This window comes from Cyclobacterium sediminis (assembly GCF_054781075.1).
In genome coordinates, this window is sequence record NZ_BAAGVC010000008.1 from 99,284 (window position 1) to 118,261 (window position 18,978).

At 38.5% G+C, this 18,978-nt stretch carries 8 protein-coding genes; 4 read left to right on the top strand and 4 right to left on the bottom strand.

The features are described from left to right. Positions 1-9: 9 nt before the first annotated feature. Positions 10-1,845, bottom strand: coding sequence for a glutamine--fructose-6-phosphate aminotransferase (glmS, locus tag ACYVHJ_RS11175; protein WP_460514785.1), 1,836 nt, complete (start codon positions 1,843-1,845; stop codon positions 10-12). 296 nt (positions 1,846-2,141) lie between these two features. Beyond that, positions 2,142-3,530 (bottom strand): alkaline phosphatase family protein, encoded by a 1,389-nt coding sequence (locus tag ACYVHJ_RS11180; protein WP_460514787.1) that lies wholly within the window; start codon positions 3,528-3,530, stop codon positions 2,142-2,144. Between the two features lie 93 nt (positions 3,531-3,623). On the opposite strand from ACYVHJ_RS11180, the gene ACYVHJ_RS11185 reads away from it, so the two are divergent. From ACYVHJ_RS11185 to ACYVHJ_RS11195, 3 genes are all read left to right on the top strand, one after another. Further along, positions 3,624-4,718 carry an SGNH/GDSL hydrolase family protein gene (locus ACYVHJ_RS11185; protein WP_460514789.1) on the top strand — a complete coding sequence of 365 codons (1,095 nt, stop codon included), beginning with the start codon at positions 3,624-3,626 and terminating at the stop codon, positions 4,716-4,718. A gap of 279 nt (positions 4,719-4,997) precedes the next feature. Further along, positions 4,998-6,104 (top strand): acyltransferase family protein, encoded by a 1,107-nt coding sequence (locus ACYVHJ_RS11190; protein ID WP_460514790.1) that lies wholly within the window; start codon positions 4,998-5,000, stop codon positions 6,102-6,104. A gap of 56 nt (positions 6,105-6,160) precedes the next feature. After that, positions 6,161-7,570, top strand: coding sequence for a Gfo/Idh/MocA family protein (locus tag ACYVHJ_RS11195; RefSeq protein ID WP_339901094.1), 1,410 nt, complete (start codon positions 6,161-6,163; stop codon positions 7,568-7,570). 55 nt (positions 7,571-7,625) lie between these two features. On the opposite strand, the gene ACYVHJ_RS11200 is transcribed toward ACYVHJ_RS11195, so the two are convergent. Both ACYVHJ_RS11200 and ACYVHJ_RS11205 read right to left on the bottom strand, forming a co-directional pair. Then, the gene (locus tag ACYVHJ_RS11200) at positions 7,626-9,245 is read right to left on the bottom strand and encodes an ABC-F family ATP-binding cassette domain-containing protein (protein WP_339901092.1); all 1,620 of its coding nucleotides are present in this window, start codon (positions 9,243-9,245) and stop codon (positions 7,626-7,628) included. Positions 9,246-9,326: 81 nt separating this feature from the next. Further along, entirely contained in the window at positions 9,327-10,547 is a 1,221-nt protein-coding gene (locus ACYVHJ_RS11205; RefSeq protein WP_339901090.1) for a multidrug effflux MFS transporter, read from the bottom strand. Positions 10,548-10,768: 221 nt separating this feature from the next. On the opposite strand from ACYVHJ_RS11205, the gene ACYVHJ_RS11210 reads away from it, so the two are divergent. Beyond that, the gene (locus tag ACYVHJ_RS11210; protein WP_460514793.1) at positions 10,769-18,886 is read left to right on the top strand and encodes a malectin domain-containing carbohydrate-binding protein; all 8,118 of its coding nucleotides are present in this window, start codon (positions 10,769-10,771) and stop codon (positions 18,884-18,886) included. The last annotated feature ends 92 nt before the right edge of the window (positions 18,887-18,978 follow it).

Consider the following 18,978-nt stretch of genomic DNA (forward strand, 5'->3'; position numbering starts at 1 on the left):
AAAAATAGTCTATTCAACAGTAACAGATTTTGCTAAATTTCTGGGTTTGTCTACATCCAGACCTTTGGCAAGTCCTGTATAATAGGCCAGTAGTTGTAAGGGAACTACACTTATTAGAGGAGCGATCAATTCATCTGCTGCAGGAACAGAAATGGTATCGTCAGCAATTTCTTCAAATAAGTCGTCATTTTCTGTAATCACCGCCAAAACCTGGCCTTTTCTAGCCTTTATTTCCCTTGCGTTGCTAACTAATTTTTCATGATATATATCTCTTGTTGCTACGAAAACAACAGGTAATGACTCTTCTACTAAAGCAATTGGTCCATGCTTCATCTCAGCAGCAGGATATCCTTCTGCATGAATATAACTTATTTCTTTTAATTTAAGCGCTCCTTCCAAGGCAATAGGAAAATTATACCCTCTACCCAAAAATAGAAAATCGCGAGCATCTTGGTGTTTTTTGGCTAAGTTTTCAATTGAAGCGGCTTCGTTTAATGCATCTTGAATTTTATCCGGAACCATGGCCAATTCATTTATCAAATGCTGATACCTTTCTTTAGATAAGGTTCCTTTTGAATAACCGAGCTTGATGGCAATCATATAAAGTACAGTCAATTGGGCTGTAAAAGCTTTGGTAGAGGCTACACCAATTTCAGGGCCCGCATGCGTATAGGCTCCGGCTTGGGATAGCCTGGCTATACTTGATCCAACTACATTGACCACCCCAAAAATAAAGGCTCCCTTATTTTTGGCATTTTCCAAAGCCACCAGTGTATCCGCTGTTTCTCCACTTTGGGATACAGCAATAATGACATCGCCTGGGTTAATTACCGGGTTTCTATACCTAAATTCCGAAGCATATTCCACTTCTACAGGAATCCTGCAAAGTTCCTCCAAAACATATTCAGCCAATAGCCCGGCATGCCATGAGGTGCCACATCCCACAATGATTATCCGTTTGGCTTCACGCAATAGGTCAAGATGTTGATCAATGCCTCCCATCGTAATCGTACCTTTTTTGGCATCCAACCTTCCCCGCAGACAGTCAAAAACAGCTGTTGGTTGCTCAAATATTTCTTTCAGCATAAAATGTTCATAACCGCCTTTTTCAATGGCTGCCAATTCCATATCAAGTTTGGTAATAAAAGGTGTTATCCTTTCATTGCCGGGGTTTTTCAAAATTAATTCGTCAGGTTTAACAATGGCCATCTCATAATCATTGATATACACCACTTCCTTGGTATATTCTATAATTGGAGAGGCATCAGAAGCTAAAAAATGTTCATTTTTTCCTATGCCAATCACGAGTGGACTTCCTTTTCGTGCAGCAATGAGGGTGTCTGGATTGTCCTGGTCCAACAATATGATAACATAAGCACCTACAATTCTTTTAAGGGCTATTCGGACAGCCTCTTCAAGGTTATTGGCATCATTTTGATAAATATCGTCGATGAAATGAAGCAATACTTCTGTATCTGTATCACTTTCAAATTCATATCCTTTTTGTAATAATTCCTTTTTTATCGGGGCAAAGTTTTCAATGATACCATTGTGTACCATTGCCAATTTACCGGATGATGAACGGTGAGGGTGTGCATTCCTATCTGAAGGCTCACCATGGGTCGCCCACCGGGTGTGACCAATGCCTGACTGGGCATGCAGATTGGTTCCTATAAGTGAGGATTCCAACTCTGCCACTTTTCCCATTTTTTTGTAAACAGCAAGTTCTTTGTCTAATAAAGCAACCCCTGCGCTGTCATATCCTCTGTATTCAAGTCTTTGAAGACCTTTTAAAATTATTGGATAAGCTTCCCTGGATCCAATGTATGCTACTATTCCACACATAATAAAATATCAGAATAATGTTTCGAAAAATAATTTAAATATTGATATCTCGAAAATTAATGAATAAAATTGATGATTTACAATATTCAATTTTGATACACATAGGAGAGAAAATTGTAAATTGTGGAAGGGTTTTCCTTGGAATTTAATTTTCTCTCCTTTGTTTGTAAAAAAATTATAAAACTACACTGGTGTAACTTTTAATTTTTTTAAATAGAAGCTTAATGGAGGCTTTATTTAAATTTATAGTAGTGGGATGGGGGAACTATTTAATGAAAAAAAATTAAATATTTTCCTTATAATTTTTCGTTTTTTATAATATTGATCCAGTTTTCATACATTTTAGACAACTCTTCAACTTTTTTGGGATATTTTTGGCCAAGATTCTGGTGCTCTGTTGAATCCATTTCAATATTAGTCAAATAGAGCTTGTCAGTTTCGGTAAAGGTCAGTTTACCGGTAGGATCATTAGGGTTTCCTAATAATTTCCAAGGGCCTTTACGGACAGCCCATGCATGCTTTTTATTTTTGGGATTTCCTGTACCCCAAAACATGGTTTTATGCGGGCTTGGTACTTTGGCATCTAGAATTAATGGAAGTAGGCTTTTTCCATCAATCTTTTGGCTTGCTGGTATATTGATATCAGTCAAATCAGCAAGTGTTGGCATCCAGTCGATGCTATTGGCCCAATGATGTCGGGCTTCATTTTTAGGTAACACAGAAGGGTATCTGATAATGGCCGGTACCCTTATGCCGCCCTCTAGCATACTAAATTTTGCGCCATTCAAAGCTCCTGCATCGCCTCCTCCAAAAAATGCACGCTCCTCTACGCTATAGCCATGGTCTGACTGGTAAACAATAATGGTGTTTTCCAGTTCACCTATTGCTTTGAGGTGGTGGTAGATTTCTCCTACCATTTCATCAATTGTAGATACAAAAGCCGCATATTCCTTGCGTGGACTTTCTAAATCAGCATAATAGTCGAGCCATTTAGGATCTCCCTGGTAAGGGTAATGGGGCATATTGATGGCCCAATAGGTGAAAAATGGTTGAGATGATTTTTCACTAATAAATTGTTTCATCTCTTGTACCATGAGGTCACCGAAAAACTCTCCTGGTCTGTATATTTCTGTCTCGTTTCTGTATAAATCATGTAGGTTTGGGCCATGCCAATAAAAGAAATGTGAAAAATTATCTATACAGCCTCTTTGATGGCCAAAGAAATAATCAAATCCTTGTCCATTGGGTAATTTTTCAGGAGTATGCCCCAGATGCCATTTGCCAATTAAACCTGTACGATAGCCATTTGATTTGAATAATTCGGCCATGGTAATTTCCTCAGTAGGAAGTCCTGACTTCCCTTCCGGGTCTGAATGCGGGGGCGAAACGTTACCGAATAGCCCCGCATTAAAATTATACTTGCCGGTCATAAGTGCTGCCCTGGAGGGGGAACAAACCGGTGCTGCTGCATAAAACTGGGTGAACTTTACACCTTCCTCAGCCAATCTGTCAATATTCGTTGTAACCAGGTCTTTGGCTCCAAAACTTCCAAGATCTTTGTAGCCTTGATCGTCTGTAAGGATGACAATTACATTTGGTTTTTTGGAGGTGCTTTTTTGTTGTGCCAGTGTTAAATGGCAAAGGAAAAGGCCTAAAATCAGGCTAGTATATAAAATTCGGTTCACAGTTAATTGAATTTTTTAGGTTTTTATCTTCTTAATTTTTCTAAATTAGTTGCTTAAACTTTCCTAAAAAATAATTTCTTAAATTTTATTAGTATGCAGCTAAGAATGATTTTGGCATTGGCCTTTATATTTTGTCATTTCTCATTATTACAAGCTCAGGAGGATTTAAGGTGGATAAACCCACTGGAATTACCTGAACGTAATGGGATACATGGTCAGGGTTGGTCTGGCCTAGATTATCATAGACTACCCGATGATGCCGAAAGCAAAGTTCGTAAAGCAGTTTGGAATTTATCTCGACATGCAGCAGGAGTGAAACTAAAGTTTAATACGGATGCACAGGAAATTAAAGTTAGGTATGTGGTTTCGGCAAGACAATCCATGCCACATATGCCGGCCACAGGGGTAAGCGGGCTGGATCTTTATATTCATGATCAAAGAGACTGGATTTGGGTAAGAGGAAGTTACTCATTTGGCGATACCATTCAATATACCTTTCCACTTAAGGCAGACCAAATCACCTCCAAAAATTTTGACCTTTACCTTCCCTTGTACAATGAGGTAACTTTTCTAGAAATAGGCGTGGATAAAGAATCAGCATTTAGTTTTATCAATGCTTCAAAGGAGGAACTTCCGGTAGTGGTGTATGGAACTTCCATTGCTCAAGGCGGATGTGCTTCAAGGCCCGGTATGGCATGGACAGCGATATTGGAGCGAATGATAAATAAGCCACTGATCAATCTTGGTTTTTCGGGAAATGGGTTGTTGGAAACCCCGCTTATTGAATACATGACCTCAATTAATAGTAGCCTATATGTTTTGGATTGTTTGCCCAACCTGGTTAGAAATACCTTTACTGAGGAAGAGGTTACCAAAAGAATTGTAGCTGCAGTGCGTACTTTAAAGGAAAAAAAACCGGGTACACCAATTTTGTTGGTGGAACATGCCGGATATACGGACGAATGGGTTAACAATGAAAGAAAGGCAGCCTATCAATCTAGAAATATTTTATCCAAAAATGCCTATAAGCTTTTACTTGCTGAAGGGATTGAAGAGCTCAATTACCTTGAAAAAGATGAAATTGGACTTGGCATGGAAGGTACAGTTGACGGAACACATCCTACTGATTTGGGCATGGATCAGCATGCCAGGGGGTATTATTCCATTGTGAAAGAAATTCTAGAATAAAACCGGCAGGGACAAGGGTATAATTTCCAGATTAGAATAGCATCCATCCCCAGACCAAAATATAATGATAATATATATTATGATTTTTATTCTATTTTAAATATTTATTTATCAACTAATTTTTGGTTTGAGTGCGAACAAAGTAAAAAATTTTAATATCTAACTTTGACCAATCATATAATTTATAGGATGTTCTATTTGAACCTGAATCATGATAACTTATATTTGAAATATTAGATGTTTTGGATTAACAAGCTTTACCTGTTCCCCTTACTATAAATGACCTCTTTACAAGAAGCCAATGACAAACGATTAGTCTCTTTGGATGCCTACAGAGGTATTACCATGTTTTTGTTGGTAGGAGAATCAGCCAGGTTGTATGGTGCATTTGAAGGGTTATTTCCTGACGCTAGCTTTTGGCAAATGACTTTCACCCAATTCACACACCATCCTTGGAATGGATTAAGGTTTTGGGATTTAATTCAGCCCTTCTTTATGTTTATAGTAGGTGTTGCCATGCCATTTTCATTGAACAAAAGATTGGAAAAACAAGGGGATATGAGTGAAGTGACCCGGCATATTCTTAAGAGGTGTTGCTTACTTTTTCTTTTTGGCACCGGCTTACACTGCTTACGTTCCGAGACCTTGGTATTTGAGTTATGGAATGTGCTTACCCAATTGTCATTTACCATTTTATTGACTTATTTTCTTATTAATCAACCCTTAAAAATCCAACTTTCAGTTTCCATTGCCTTATTGCTTATCACAGAATTGTTGTATAGATTATTTGATCCTTCAGCCCCCTTCGTAAAAGGAGAAAACTTCGGGTCTTATATTGATTTAATTTTGATGGGAAAATTAAGCGGAGGTGGATGGGTAGCCATCAATTGTCTGCCAACAGCTGCGCACACGCTTTGGGGAGCAATGTGTGGGAAAATTCTATTAAGTAGCAGGGACAATAATTTAAAAATTAAATATTTGGTGTGGGCAGGTTTGATTGGATTGGCCTTTGGCTATGCTTTGGATTGGTCAGGAATTACGCCTATTATTAAAAGGATATGTACAAGTTCATTTGTGCTTGCTTCTGGTGGATGGGCCATCCTTGTATTGGCATTCTTTTTTTGGCTTATCGATGTGAAAAAAGTCAATCAATGGCCTTTTATGTTTATTGTTGTAGGAATGAATTCCATATTCATCTATTTATTTGCCAATTTACTAGGGCACAATTGGCTTTATGATGCGGTTCGTGTGTTCAATTACGGATTTTTGGAGCCTCTAGGTTTTCCCGAAAATGTGCTTGTCCTGTTGAATGGAGTTTTCACATTGGCCATAATGTGGTATTTGTGTTATTTTCTATACAAAAAGAAATTGTTTTTTAGAATCTGATAAAAAATTTGAATTTAAATATAATTTTAAGGAATCAACTAAAAATAAATGTGCTTATGAGTAATAATAGGAGAGAGTTTTTGAAGCTCTCCGGCCTTGCCGGATTAGGAGTTGTGGGAACTGGATTTAAAGGTTTGTCGCTAGAAGAACAGGAGCAAGTACTTGCCCAAAGCAAGAAAAAACATGCCCAAAGGTTTAATATGTCAGGTTACGCCGCCCCTAAATTGGAAGTGGTGAGAGTTGGGATCGTTGGTTTAGGAAGTAGAGGACCGGGTGCTGTGAACAGGTTGAGTAAAATTGAAGGAGTTGAAATTAAAGCTCTTTGTGACCTAAGACCTGAGATGGTAGACAAAGTGGTGAAATCTTTGGAAGGTACATCACATAAACCAGAAACTTACAGTGGTTCTGCTTATGCCTGGAAGAAAATGGTGGACAGGGATGATCTGGATTTGATTTATATTGCTACACCATGGGAATGGCATACACCGATGGCTGTTTATGCCATGGAGGCAGGAAAACATGCCTGTAGTGAGGTGCCTATTGCGGTTACTTTAGAAGAATGCTGGCAATTGGTTGAGACTTCAGAGCGTACCAAGAAACATTGCATGATGATGGAGAATTGCTGTTATGACTTTTTTGAATTGATGACGCTCAATATGGCTAGAGATGGTTTCTTTGGTGATGTTTTTCATGGAGAAGGGGCTTATATTCACGACTTATTGGGATTGAATTTTAGTAAAACCGGCTACCAGGACATGTGGCGTTTGAAAGAGAATTTCAGAAATGGTAACCTGTATCCTACTCATGGGTTGGGACCAGTATGTCAGGCCATGAATATCAATAGGGGAGATCAGATGGATTATTTGACATCCCTTTCCAGCAATGATTTCCTGATGAAAGCACATGCACAAAAATTAGCTGAGACAGATAATTTCTATAACTCTTTTGCCACAAAAAGTTATAGAGGCAATATGAATACCACCATGGTGAAAACTAAAAAGGGAAAATCCATTATGATTCAGCATGATGTGAGTTCTCCGCGCCCCTATTCTAGGATTCACTTGCTCAGTGGTACCAAAGGTGCGGCAAGTAAATATCCTGTTCCGGGAATTTCTACTGGGCATGAAGGTTGGTTAAAAGCTGATGAAATGAAGGCTCTTGAAGAAAAATATACACCGGAAATTGTTAAAAAAGTAGGAGAAATGGCCAAGCAAATTGGAGGACATGGAGGCATGGACTTTATGATGGATTGGCGAATGATTGATTGCATTAGAAATGGTCTACCTCTTGACCAAGATGTTTACGATGGAGCATTGTGGAGTGCAATTGGCCCATTGAGTGAATGGTCAGTAGCCAATAGATCCAATTCTATTGATGTACCTGACTTTACTGCCGGATCATGGGAAACAAATTCTCCTGTAGAACTAACCTTAAAAGGTGGCGGTACCACCGGTGTTACCGTATAATAAAAAAAAGCTGTGGAAATAATTTCCACAGCTTTTTTTACTTCTACTACTCCTATTAAGTAGTCTTGTACATTTTGTCCCTTAAGGCTTTAATTTCTTCACTTTCTAAATAAGACTCATAATCCATTCTTCGGTCGATGGTGCCTGTTGGTGTAAATTCAATTATTCTATTGGCCACTGACTGCACAAAGGCATGATCATAGGAGCTAAACAACACTGTTCCGCTAAAATCAATCATGGCATTGTTTAGCGCATGAATCGATTCCAAATCAAGGTGATTGGTCGGTTCATCTAAAACCAATAAATTTGGGTTTTGAAGCATCATTCTGGAAAGCATACACCTAACTTTTTCACCTCCGGAAAGAACAGATGCCTTTTTAAATGATTCTTCCCCTGTAAATAGCATCCTTCCCAAAAATGTACGTACATAGGCTTCTTCCTGATTTTCTGAATATTGACTGAGCCAGTCGATCAGTTTGAGGTCGGAATCAAAATAAGGAGAATTATCATTGGGCATATAGGCCTTATTGATGGTTACTCCCCATTTGAAACTTCCTGACTGAACAGGGATTTCTCCCATAATTGTTTGGAAAAACTTTGTTACGGCCTGTTTGGTTCTTGAAAGGAAGGCAATCTTATCTCCTTTATCAACCATAAGGTTAAGGTCGGTAAAGTAGGTAGTGCCATCATTTTTTAGTTCGAGTTCTTCTGAAAGTAAGATTTGATCCCCTGCTTCACGTTCAGGTTTAAAAATAATGCCGGGGTATTTTCTTGTAGATGGTTTGATTTCATCCACATTTAATTTTTCCAACATCTTTTTTCTAGCGGTCGCTTGCTTTGATTTTGCAACGTTGGCAGAAAAACGCTCGATAAAAGATTGAAGCTCTTTACGTTTGTCTTCTGCCTTTTTGTTTTGATCGGCTTTTTGTTTGGCAGCAAGTTGAGAGGACTCATACCAGAAGGTATAGTTTCCGGAGAATATATTGATTTTGCCAAAATCAATATCCACAATATGGGTAGCCACCACATCCAAAAAGTGCCTATCGTGAGATACCACGATTACCAGGTTTTTAAAATTTACAAGAAAGTCTTCTAACCAACCAATGGTTTCTGCGTCCAGGTCATTGGTAGGTTCATCCAGAATAAGGATATCGGGATTACCAAATAGTGCCTGAGCCAATAAAACCCTTACTTTTTGATCACCTGAAAGGTCTTTCATCAGTTTACCATGCAAACTTTCGGTAACTCCTAGTCCTGAAAGTAGTGCAGCAGCATCACTTTCTGCATTCCAACCGTCCATTTCTGCAAATTCAGCCTCTAGTTCTGCAGCCTTAATTCCATCAGCTTCACTAAAGTCTTCCTTCATATAGATAGCATCCTTTTCATTCATGATATTAAAAAGATGCTTGTGACCCATTATAACTGTTCTAAGCACTTCTTCATCCTGGAAGGCAAAGTGATCTTGGGACAATACTGCCATTCTTTGGCCGGGAGTAATATTTACACTACCCGTTGTACTATCTATTTCTCCTGTAAGAATCTTCAAAAAAGTTGACTTACCAGCACCATTAGCTCCGATAACGCCAAAACAGTTTCCTGGTGTAAACTTTAAATTAACTTCTTCGAACAGGGTTCTCTTGCCGAATTTTAGGGATAAATTATCTACTGAAATCATTCTATTTGCCTAGCGTTATTTTAAGAAAGTGCAAAGTTAAAAAATTATTCGGGTATCACCTATTATATGTCCATTTGCCCACTATTGATCTTTTCTTTTAAGCATAAATTTTAACTCTCCTGTAGCGTAGAGATAGGAAAGTAATACCAAACCTGCAATTAGGATACAAGAGGCCATTAAAAAAACCATTGGTATGGCGGTGCCATTATGGAATAAACTTACCAAAGCAGATACAATACCGCCTATAGCCATTCGCATAAAGCCCATCATAGCAGCTGCACTTCCTGCATCTTTATCAAAAGGAGCCAAAGAGATGGCTGCAGAATTAGGTACACTTAAACCGTGCCCTGTTAAAAATATAAACATCAATCCAATTAGGAAGTAAACGTTCAAAGCATTTGACCACACGCCTAATATCATAACAATACCAATTACTAGCTGATAACATAAAGCTGTAACGACTATATTTCTATTGCTAAAATAATTTAATAATATATGGTTTAACTGTGTCGCACCAATCATAGCAACGGATAAAAAAGCAAATAACCAACCATACTCAGTTACAGATAATCCATATATGTTTATAAATACATCTGAAGAGCCTGCTATATATGCAAAAGGTGCTGCACCTGCAATTCCACCTACTAAAATATAGGTAAGAAATTTTTTATTTTTTAATACCTCGATGTATTTGGTAGCAACAGCTTTAGGTTTTAATGAAATGCCTTCATCAGGAGCCGCTCCATCAGGAAGTTGCCATTTACAAGCCAATATAAGAAGTGAACAGATAATAGCTAAAATTATAAATAACCAGTGCCAATGAAAATGAGCCGTAATATAGCCACCTAAAGTAGGTGCAACCATAGGGGATACCGCAATGACCAATGTGAGCAAAGCAAAAGCTTGGGCAATTTTATTTACCGGAAAAATATCCCTAACAAGTGCTTGCGCTGCCACCATTCCTACACAGCCTCCGACTGCCTGCATAAATCGCATTAGTATCAATGATTCTACAGAATTTGTAAATGAACAACCAATGGATGCAGCAACATAAATCCAAAGGCCAATATATAATGGTTTTTTTCTTCCAAACTTATCCAATAAAGGGCCATAAAATAATTGGCCTATGGCAATACCTATCAAGTAACTCGTCAATGACAATTGAACCTTGGATATACTCGTTGACAAACTTTTAGCAATAGCGGGAAAGGCAGGCAAGTACATGTCCACAGAGAATGGGCTAATGGTGCTCAAAGCACCAAGAATCAGTACCAAAATAAAAAAGCTCTTTTGTTGCTTCATAGATGGGTACAAAAGTAGCCATTAAAATAATTAATTGACCATCTTTATAAATATCAAGTTAATTAAAATAAATAAAGCTTTAAAAATGTATTTGAAACAATTTAAAATGCTTTTCAAGTTTGATTTTATAACTTAAATGATTAATATTGTATTAGTTAAACAGTTGAAAATTTTTATATTTTTCTATTTAGGCAGTTTTATAATATTTAATTTTATTTATAATGGAAAAGCGGGTAAATATTCCGGTTAAATTGTTTTTTATCGTAATTTTGATCGGTTTAGGTAGTTCAGGAGTATTGTTTGGTCAAACGATAAGCTTTAATCAAACAGCATTAAATTTCAATGAGTTTGAAGAGATCAAATTAGGAACATCTTTGGAATTTGGTCCTGATGAAAGACTTTACGTAGCTCAATTAAAAGGTGAAATCAAAATTTATACCATTTCGAAAGAAGGTCCCAATCAGTACGATGTGGTGGGAGAAGAAGTTTTGCTAGGTGTTAAAGATATTCCTAATTACGATGACCACGGCTTTTTGGCATTTGATAATAGATATGGGAGACAAATTACTGGTATCACGGTTACCGGTTCTGTAGATTATCCTGTGATCTATGCTACTTCAAGTGATCCCAAATGGGGAGGTCCTAGTGGGGATACCATGTTGGATACCAATTCAGGTATGATTACCAAGTTGAGCTGGACAGGTACAGAATGGGAGGTAATTGATTTGGTGCGAGGCCTTGCCAGATCGGAAGAAAATCATTCCATTAATGGCATAGAATATACAAGCATTGGAGGGAAACCTTATCTATTAATCAGTAATGGGGGGTTTACAAATGCCGGTTCTCCTTCCAAAAATTTCACCTATATATCTGAATATGCTTTGGCAGGTTCAGTATTAAAAATAGATTTAGATGCTTTAGAAGCTCTTCCTACTAAGTTTGATAGCCATTCTAATAGGCCTTATAAATATGATGTGCCGACATTAGATGATCCAACAAGAGCCAATGTAAATGGTATTTATGATCCCAATGATCCGGCTTATGATGGGGTAGATGTAAATGACCCTTTTGGAGGGAATGATGGACTAAATATGGGAATGGTGACCATAGATGGTCCTGTTCAAATTTTTTCGCCCGGATTCAGAAATTCTTACGACCTTGTAGTAACAGAGAATAAGAGGGTATACCTGACGGATAATGGTGCCAATATTAACTGGGGTGGAATGCCTGCAAACGAAGGAGACCCTTCTTTGGTTTCCAATGCCTATGATGCTGCAGAACCGGGAGCAAGTCCATTAAACCCAACGTCAACGGGAGAGTTTGTTGACAATCAGGATCACTTACTAATGATCACAAATGATTTGGAAAATTATACTAACGGCACTTTTTACGGTGGGCACCCAGCACCAATCAGGGCGAATCCCGGGCAACCTTATCAAGCGGGCAGTGCTTTTCCTTTTACTCCCGGAGGGGCAGGACTTTATACGAAATTCGTAGGTGATGATAAGAATTTTACCAATATAACTCCAACCGTTACGCCAACAGATAAGTTTAGAACTCAAATATTAGAGCCAATTGCACCCGGACAGCCAGGATTTGAAGATTATGCAGCCAATTCACTCCCAGTAAATTGGCCTCCGGTACCACAGGCTTTAGCCAATGATGCAGAGGCTGACTATATTTCACCTACCCTTACCAATTCAAACGGTCCACAACCAAATATTCTTACCGTGGTGCCTAACAATTCCAATGGGATTGATGAATATACTGCCAGCAACTTTGATGGGGCACTAAAGGGAGCCTTAATTGTTGGTAAAAATGGTGGCGTTTTACATTTGATCCACCTCAATGAAGATGGGACTTTAAAAGAAGCTGAATTTAACAAATGGAATCTAAATGGTGGCAATGCATTGGGCATTACTACAAATGGAGACAACACCTCTTATCCAGGAACAATTTGGGCAGCTACATTTGATAATAGAATAATGGTGTTGACTCCCGCGGATGATATATTTTGCATTGCTGAAGATGATCCCGAGTTTGATCCTTTGGCTGATTATGATCACGATGGATATACCAATCAAGATGAAATTGACAATGGGACGGATTATTGTTCCGGAGGTTCTGCTCCCAATGATTATGACAAAGATTTAATTTCCAACTTAAATGATGAAGATGATGATGGGGATGGTATATTGGATCACTTAGATGCATTTCAAATAGGTTATTCCATAGATTTGCCTTTAGAAAATCAATTGTTTACCAATCAGTCGGATGCTTCAGGTGATGAGCTTGGTTATTTAGGCCTTGGTCTTACCGGTCTAATGAACAACGGAGATCCAAATCCAAACTGGTTGGATTGGCTGGACAAAGGAAATGATAGTCCGGGCCCTCCTGACATCTATGGAGGTACTGCGGGAGCGATTCAGGTTTCCATGACAGGTGGATCTGCCAATGGAATGGCTAATACCCAAGAAAAGGGCTTTCAACTCGGAGTGAATGTAGGTACTGAAACTGGAAATTATGTCCTTACATCCGGAGTGATAGGCTTATCTTCGCCGGGCCAACTTTATGATTTTGATGGCGATGGTGAAGTAGGAATTCAAATAGGAGATGGTACCCAAAGCAATTTTATCAAGCTTGTTTTTAACGAAACTGGAGTGCTTGCCGCTCAAGAAGTGAATGATGTTGAAGACCCTAACCCTTTATTTTTACCAATCCCAGAAAATGAAAGACCTAGTGCTAACACCCTTATAGAGTTGTCTTTTGAAGTAGATCCGGTAATTGGGACAGTAAAGCCATTTTATAAATACAGCAATCAAGAAATGGTGCCCCTTGGAACAATTCAAGCCACCGGAGCCATACTTAATGCTATTCAAAATATTAACCAACCTTTGGCTTTTGGTATATTTGGAACTTCAAATGATCCCACCAAAAGCTTTATTGGGGTATGGAACTTTATGCGTGTGGTAGGTGAAAAACCTTATAACATCCGTGAATTACAAGATATCAATCGGCTTTTGGGGGATGATGATGTAGTCATTGACCTCACGGAATATTTTGGAGATAATGATGGGGATAATAATTTGACTTTTACCGTGTCGGAAAACACCAATCCAGTTGTAGGAGCAAGTGTTGAAGACCAAATGCTTTCAGTAGATATCCCTCTGGACGAAGTTACCTCTTTAATTACAGTAAGAGCAACTGACCAAAATGGATATATTATTGAGCAGTCATTTGAAGTAATGGTAGAACAAGATTTCACGGTCTTGTTAAGAATAAATGGAGGTGGAGAGCTTATAAACACCATGGATGGTAGCCCTTCATGGGTTGAAAATTTTGCCAAAGGACCTGTCAATAATTCGCTCTTTGAAGCAACTAGTGGCAAAAGTGGGAACAACGACTTTCCATTGGAAAACAGACATGAGTCCATCCCTAGCTATATTACAGACCAAGAATATGTTCAAATATTTAGTACCGAACGTTATACTACGGATGCCAATTTGGAGTATTCAATACCCCTTCCAAATGGCCAATATGCAGTAAATCTTTACATAGGTAATGGATACATTGGAACATCGACTTTAGGCAAAAGATATTATGGAATTAGCATAGAAGGAGAAGTAGTAGAAACCTCTTTTGACATAATCGAAAGGTTTGGTCACCAGGTAGGGGGCATGCAACAATACCAGGTAAACGTCACGGATGGCGAATTGAATATCAGATTTGATAAGCAAAAGGAAAATCCACTTTTTAACGGTATTGAAATCCTTGGAAAACCTATACAAACACCGATTACTTTCACCAAAGTGGAAGATCAAATTAATTTCGCAGGGCATAAGAGCGATGGAAGTATGTATATTCAGGCTGCTGGTGGAAACGGAAATTTAAGCTATCATGCTACCGGACTGCCTCCGGGGATCTTTTTAGAACCTACCAATGGTACATTGTATGGTACAATTGATGAGGGAGCATTGGCCAATAGTCCTTACAGGATCACAGTTACTATTGATGATGAGGATGAAATTCATTCGGATGCTGTTACATTTAATTTTAATTGGACCATTAGTCCTGAGTTGACGAGTCAATCTTGGCATGAAAAAAATGAGAACAGATCTTACCACCCTAGGCATGAAGGAAGCTTTGTTCAAGCCGGTCATGAGTTTTACTTAATGGGAGGTAGAGAAAGCTCTACTACCATTGATATTTACGATATTGAAAATGATTCTTGGAGGTCATTAACAGATATTAACCCATACAGTTTCAACCATTTTCAGGCAGTATATTATCAGGGGCTTATTTGGGTAATTGGAGCATTTGATACCAATGACTTTCCAAATGAAACCCCTGCAACCAATATTTGGATGTTTGATCCTATAAACGAGATATGGATAGAAGGGCCGGAAATTCCTGAAAATAGGAGGAGAGGATCTGCCGGGTTGGTAGAATATAGAGGTAAATTTTATATTGTAGGTGGAAATACCGATGGACATGATGGAGGTTATGTAAATTATTTTGATAGTTACGATCCTGAGACAGGGGAATGGACTGTGTTGGATGATGCACCCAGGGCTAGAGACCATTTCTTTGCTGCTACCATAGGGAATAAATTGTATGCTGTTTCAGGCAGACAGTCCGGAGGTCCTGAAGGTACTTTTGCTCCGGTATTACCGGAAGTAGATGTATATGATTTTAATTCACAGACCTGGAGTACTTTACCGGATAGTTTGGATTTGCCAACTCCTAGAGCTGCAGCAATGGTTAACAATTACCTTGGCAAGTTGATCGTGGCAGGAGGAGAAGTGGCAACAAACCCATTAGCACTTTCTACCACAGAAATGTATGATCCTTTAAGCCAAACCTGGGAAACGCTTGACACTCTTAATTTTGGTCGTCATGGTACACAAGGTATTGTTTCGGGCAAGGGGTTATATGTGGTAGCAGGCTCTCCGCGAAAAGGTGGTGGGAATATTGGGAACATGGAATACTTTGGATTTGATGACCCTAATACCGACCCTATAGTAGAAAGCGAGTTGATCTTGCCAGAAACAATTCTGGTTAAAAAAGGTCAACCAGAGGAAGTTACTTTGGCCCTTACTAACGGTCAAACAGGACTCTACATTAAATCAATGGCTATAACCGGAGAAAATGCAGAAGATATCGAAGTCACAGATGGTGAGTTTCTTAGTGAAGTATTTTTAAAAGCAGGTGAGGTATTTAATTTCTCACTCGACTTTACAGGGGAAAGCCTTTCAGCTACAGCTAATCTGGTCATAACTTTAAGGAATGATGAGGAAGTTATTGTACCAATAGTGGCTGATGGTAATTTTGAAGCAGTTTCTTTATTTTATAATACAGGATCTACTGCAAATGTAGAATTGGAAGGTAACGCCTACCAGGGAGATGTTAACCTACCTTCAATTCATAATGGAGGAGAAGTCTATCGGAATGAAAACGTATCTGGCAGTGAATTGTATAAATCGGAAAGGTATGCCCCTAATATCGCTTATCAAATAGAGGTGCCAAATGGTGTGTATACCGTAACTACTTATCATACTGAAACATGGTTTGGCATGCCAAATGGTGGACCAAACGAAGCCGGAAGGCGAGTATATGACATTATTTTGGAGGATGATTTGGTTAAACCCAATTTTGACTTGTATGTGGAAAATGGCAATCAACCGATTGCCCTGGTTTTTGAAGACATACAAATAACTGATGGAATATTGAATTTGAATCTTTTTGCAAAAGTTAACAATGCCTCGATTGCCGGAATTTCCATTGTCAACAAAGGAGAAATTGGAGCAATACCTATTGCCAATATTGAATCTTCAACGGTTGGTGGTATAGTGCCTTTAGAGGTGAATTTTCAAAATGAAATTTCTAGACCACAAGACTTTACATTTGCTTGGGACTTTGGAGATGGAAATACTTCTTCTGATCAAAATCCAACGCATATTTTCGAGGAACCGGGTGAATACAATGTTAAGTTAACTGTATCTAGCGCCTTTGGAGATGTAGCTATAGACTCAATTGCAGTCAATGGACTTGCACCATCCGAATTTGAATTGAACATTAATGCGGGTAGTAATCTTGCGGTTGATTACAATTCAGAATCATTTTTTGGTGAAAACTATGCCGGCGTAAGCTATTCTGAGTCCAATACATTTAGCAACAATGTTGTCGGTGATCCTCCTTTGTTTTTGACGGAGCGTTGGGGTAATAACTTTAGCTATGCGGTACCTGTTCAAAATGGGATTTATACAGTGAAAACTTATCATAATGAATTGTGGTTTGGTCAGGATGGTCCCGAAGGAAGAGCTAATCAAAGGGTTTACAATATTTATATCGAAGGCGAGTTGGTCAGAGAAAACTTTGACTTGTATCTTGAAAATGAATATCAACCACTTGAGTTAATCCATGAAAATATTAATGTTGAAGATGATACATTGAATATTCAAATGGTGGCAGTCGTCAACAATGCAAACTTATCCGGCTTTTCAATCGAAGCCCAACAGCAAATGATTACCTACCCTGTGGCTTTGGCAGAGGCCAGTTCGCTGGAAGGTAATGCTCCTTTAGAAGTAACCTTCAATGCAGGTAATTCTACCGGAAACGGTGACCTAACCTATGAATGGGACTTTGGAAACAATTCCTTTTCCAATGAAATGCAGCCGGTTTTTACCTATACAGAGAATGGCAGCTATATAGTAAACCTTACAGTAACGGACGAAGATGGAAATATTTCAACGGATGAAATTGAAATTGTTGTAGGAGAGAATATGTCTAATACGGCTTACGCGCTTAGTGTAAATGCAGGTAGCAGCTTATCTACTAATTATATGGGGATAGATTTTGATGGCGAACCCGAATCAGGAGTAACATTTACCAATGCGGCCACTTGGAATAATTTTGGAGCAGGCGATCCAGAAATGTTCTTGACAGAAAGATCAGGTAAAAACTTTACGATCACAGCACCATTAGAAAATGGGATCTACACCGTTAAAACCTACCATAATGAATTGTGGTTTGGGAACTCCGGGCCGGATTCAGAAATAGGCCAGAGGGTATATACTATTAGCATAGAGGGTGAAGTGGTTAAAAGTAATTTCGACCTGTATGTGGAAAATGATAATGCTCCTACAGAACTGGTTTTTGAAAATATAGAGGTGAGGGATGGAGAATTAAATATCAGGCTTCAAGCCAGTAAAAATAATGCCACTATCAATGGTTTTGTGGTTGAGGAAATAACCGCTGTTAACTTACCACCTGTTGCTATTATTAACTCATCCGCAGTGGAAGGATCAGCTCCTTTTGAAATAACTTTCAATGGGTCTTCTTCTACAGGTACAGGGGATTTAATATACAATTGGAACTTTGGAGATGGAGGGTCCAGTGAATTGGCAGATCCTGAATATTTATTTCAAGAAGCAGGCACTTATAATGTAGTCTTGACAGTGATGGACAGTTTGGCTGTAATGGATAAAGATACTTTAGAAATAAATATTTGGGAGGAAGCTCCGGTATGGTCTATGGTATTAAATGCCGGTTCAGCTGTTAATACAACCTATCAAGGTAAATTATTCTTAGGGGATAATGCCTTCCCTGAAATGTACAACAGTACTAAGACCTACAGTAATTCATCTTCTAGTACTGTTGAAATGTTCCAGACCGATAGATATGGTAAAAGTTTAACTTATACTATCCCTGTAGACAACGGTACTTACAGGGTTAGAACCTTCCATAATGAACTATGGTTTGGCCTAGGAGGCCCTTCAGGTCAACCGGGACAACGCGTTTTTGACATCATGATTGAAGACAGTTTGGTTAGAGATGATTTTGACCTTTATCTGGAAAGCAACTACGAGGAAACGGAATTGATCTTCGAGGATATCGTTGTCACTGATGGGGAAATTAACCTGACTTTCATCGCCTCAGCTAATAATGCCAGCGTTTCAGGAATTATTCTAGAGCGTGTTGAGCCTATAGATGGTGAAGGTGGAATTAATCAAAGAATCATGACTGCAGAGGCATCTTCTCAAGATATTGATGAAGATGAAAGTAATGATGAAATTCAAAAAAGTACTTTGTCAAAAGCCATGATTTATCCTAACCCAGCAAACAATGAAGCATTTATCAGGTTACCTGAAACTTCTTCAGCTGTATGGATCAATATTTATGATCTGAAAGGAAGACAAGTTATGAATTTCAACGTGAGTGGGGATAACACCCATGAATACACCCTTCCATTGAGTAGGCTTGATCAGGGTGTGTATATGATTAGGGTGCTTGGAAAAGACGGTGTGATTGAACAATTAAGGTTAATCATTAATCGCTAAAATGAATTTATAATCCACTTTTTTAAATAATCAACTACCCCGAAAGGTCTGGTATCCCACCAGACCTTTCTTTTTTATCGACAAAAAAAAAT

Excerpts from the sequence above, each read along its gene's own strand:
- glmS (WP_460514785.1), bottom strand. The coding sequence starts at position 1,845 with ATGTGTGGAATAGTAGCATACATTGGATCCAGGGAAGCTTATCCAATA.
- ACYVHJ_RS11185 (WP_460514789.1), top strand. The coding sequence starts at position 3,624 with ATGCAGCTAAGAATGATTTTGGCATTGGCCTTTATATTTTGTCATTTC.
- ACYVHJ_RS11190 (WP_460514790.1), top strand. The coding sequence starts at position 4,998 with ATGACCTCTTTACAAGAAGCCAATGACAAACGATTAGTCTCTTTGGAT.
- ACYVHJ_RS11195 (WP_339901094.1), top strand. The coding sequence starts at position 6,161 with ATGAGTAATAATAGGAGAGAGTTTTTGAAGCTCTCCGGCCTTGCCGGA.
- ACYVHJ_RS11200 (WP_339901092.1), bottom strand. The coding sequence starts at position 9,245 with ATGATTTCAGTAGATAATTTATCCCTAAAATTCGGCAAGAGAACCCTG.
- ACYVHJ_RS11205 (WP_339901090.1), bottom strand. The coding sequence starts at position 10,547 with ATGAAGCAACAAAAGAGCTTTTTTATTTTGGTACTGATTCTTGGTGCT.
- ACYVHJ_RS11210 (WP_460514793.1), top strand. The coding sequence starts at position 10,769 with ATGGAAAAGCGGGTAAATATTCCGGTTAAATTGTTTTTTATCGTAATT.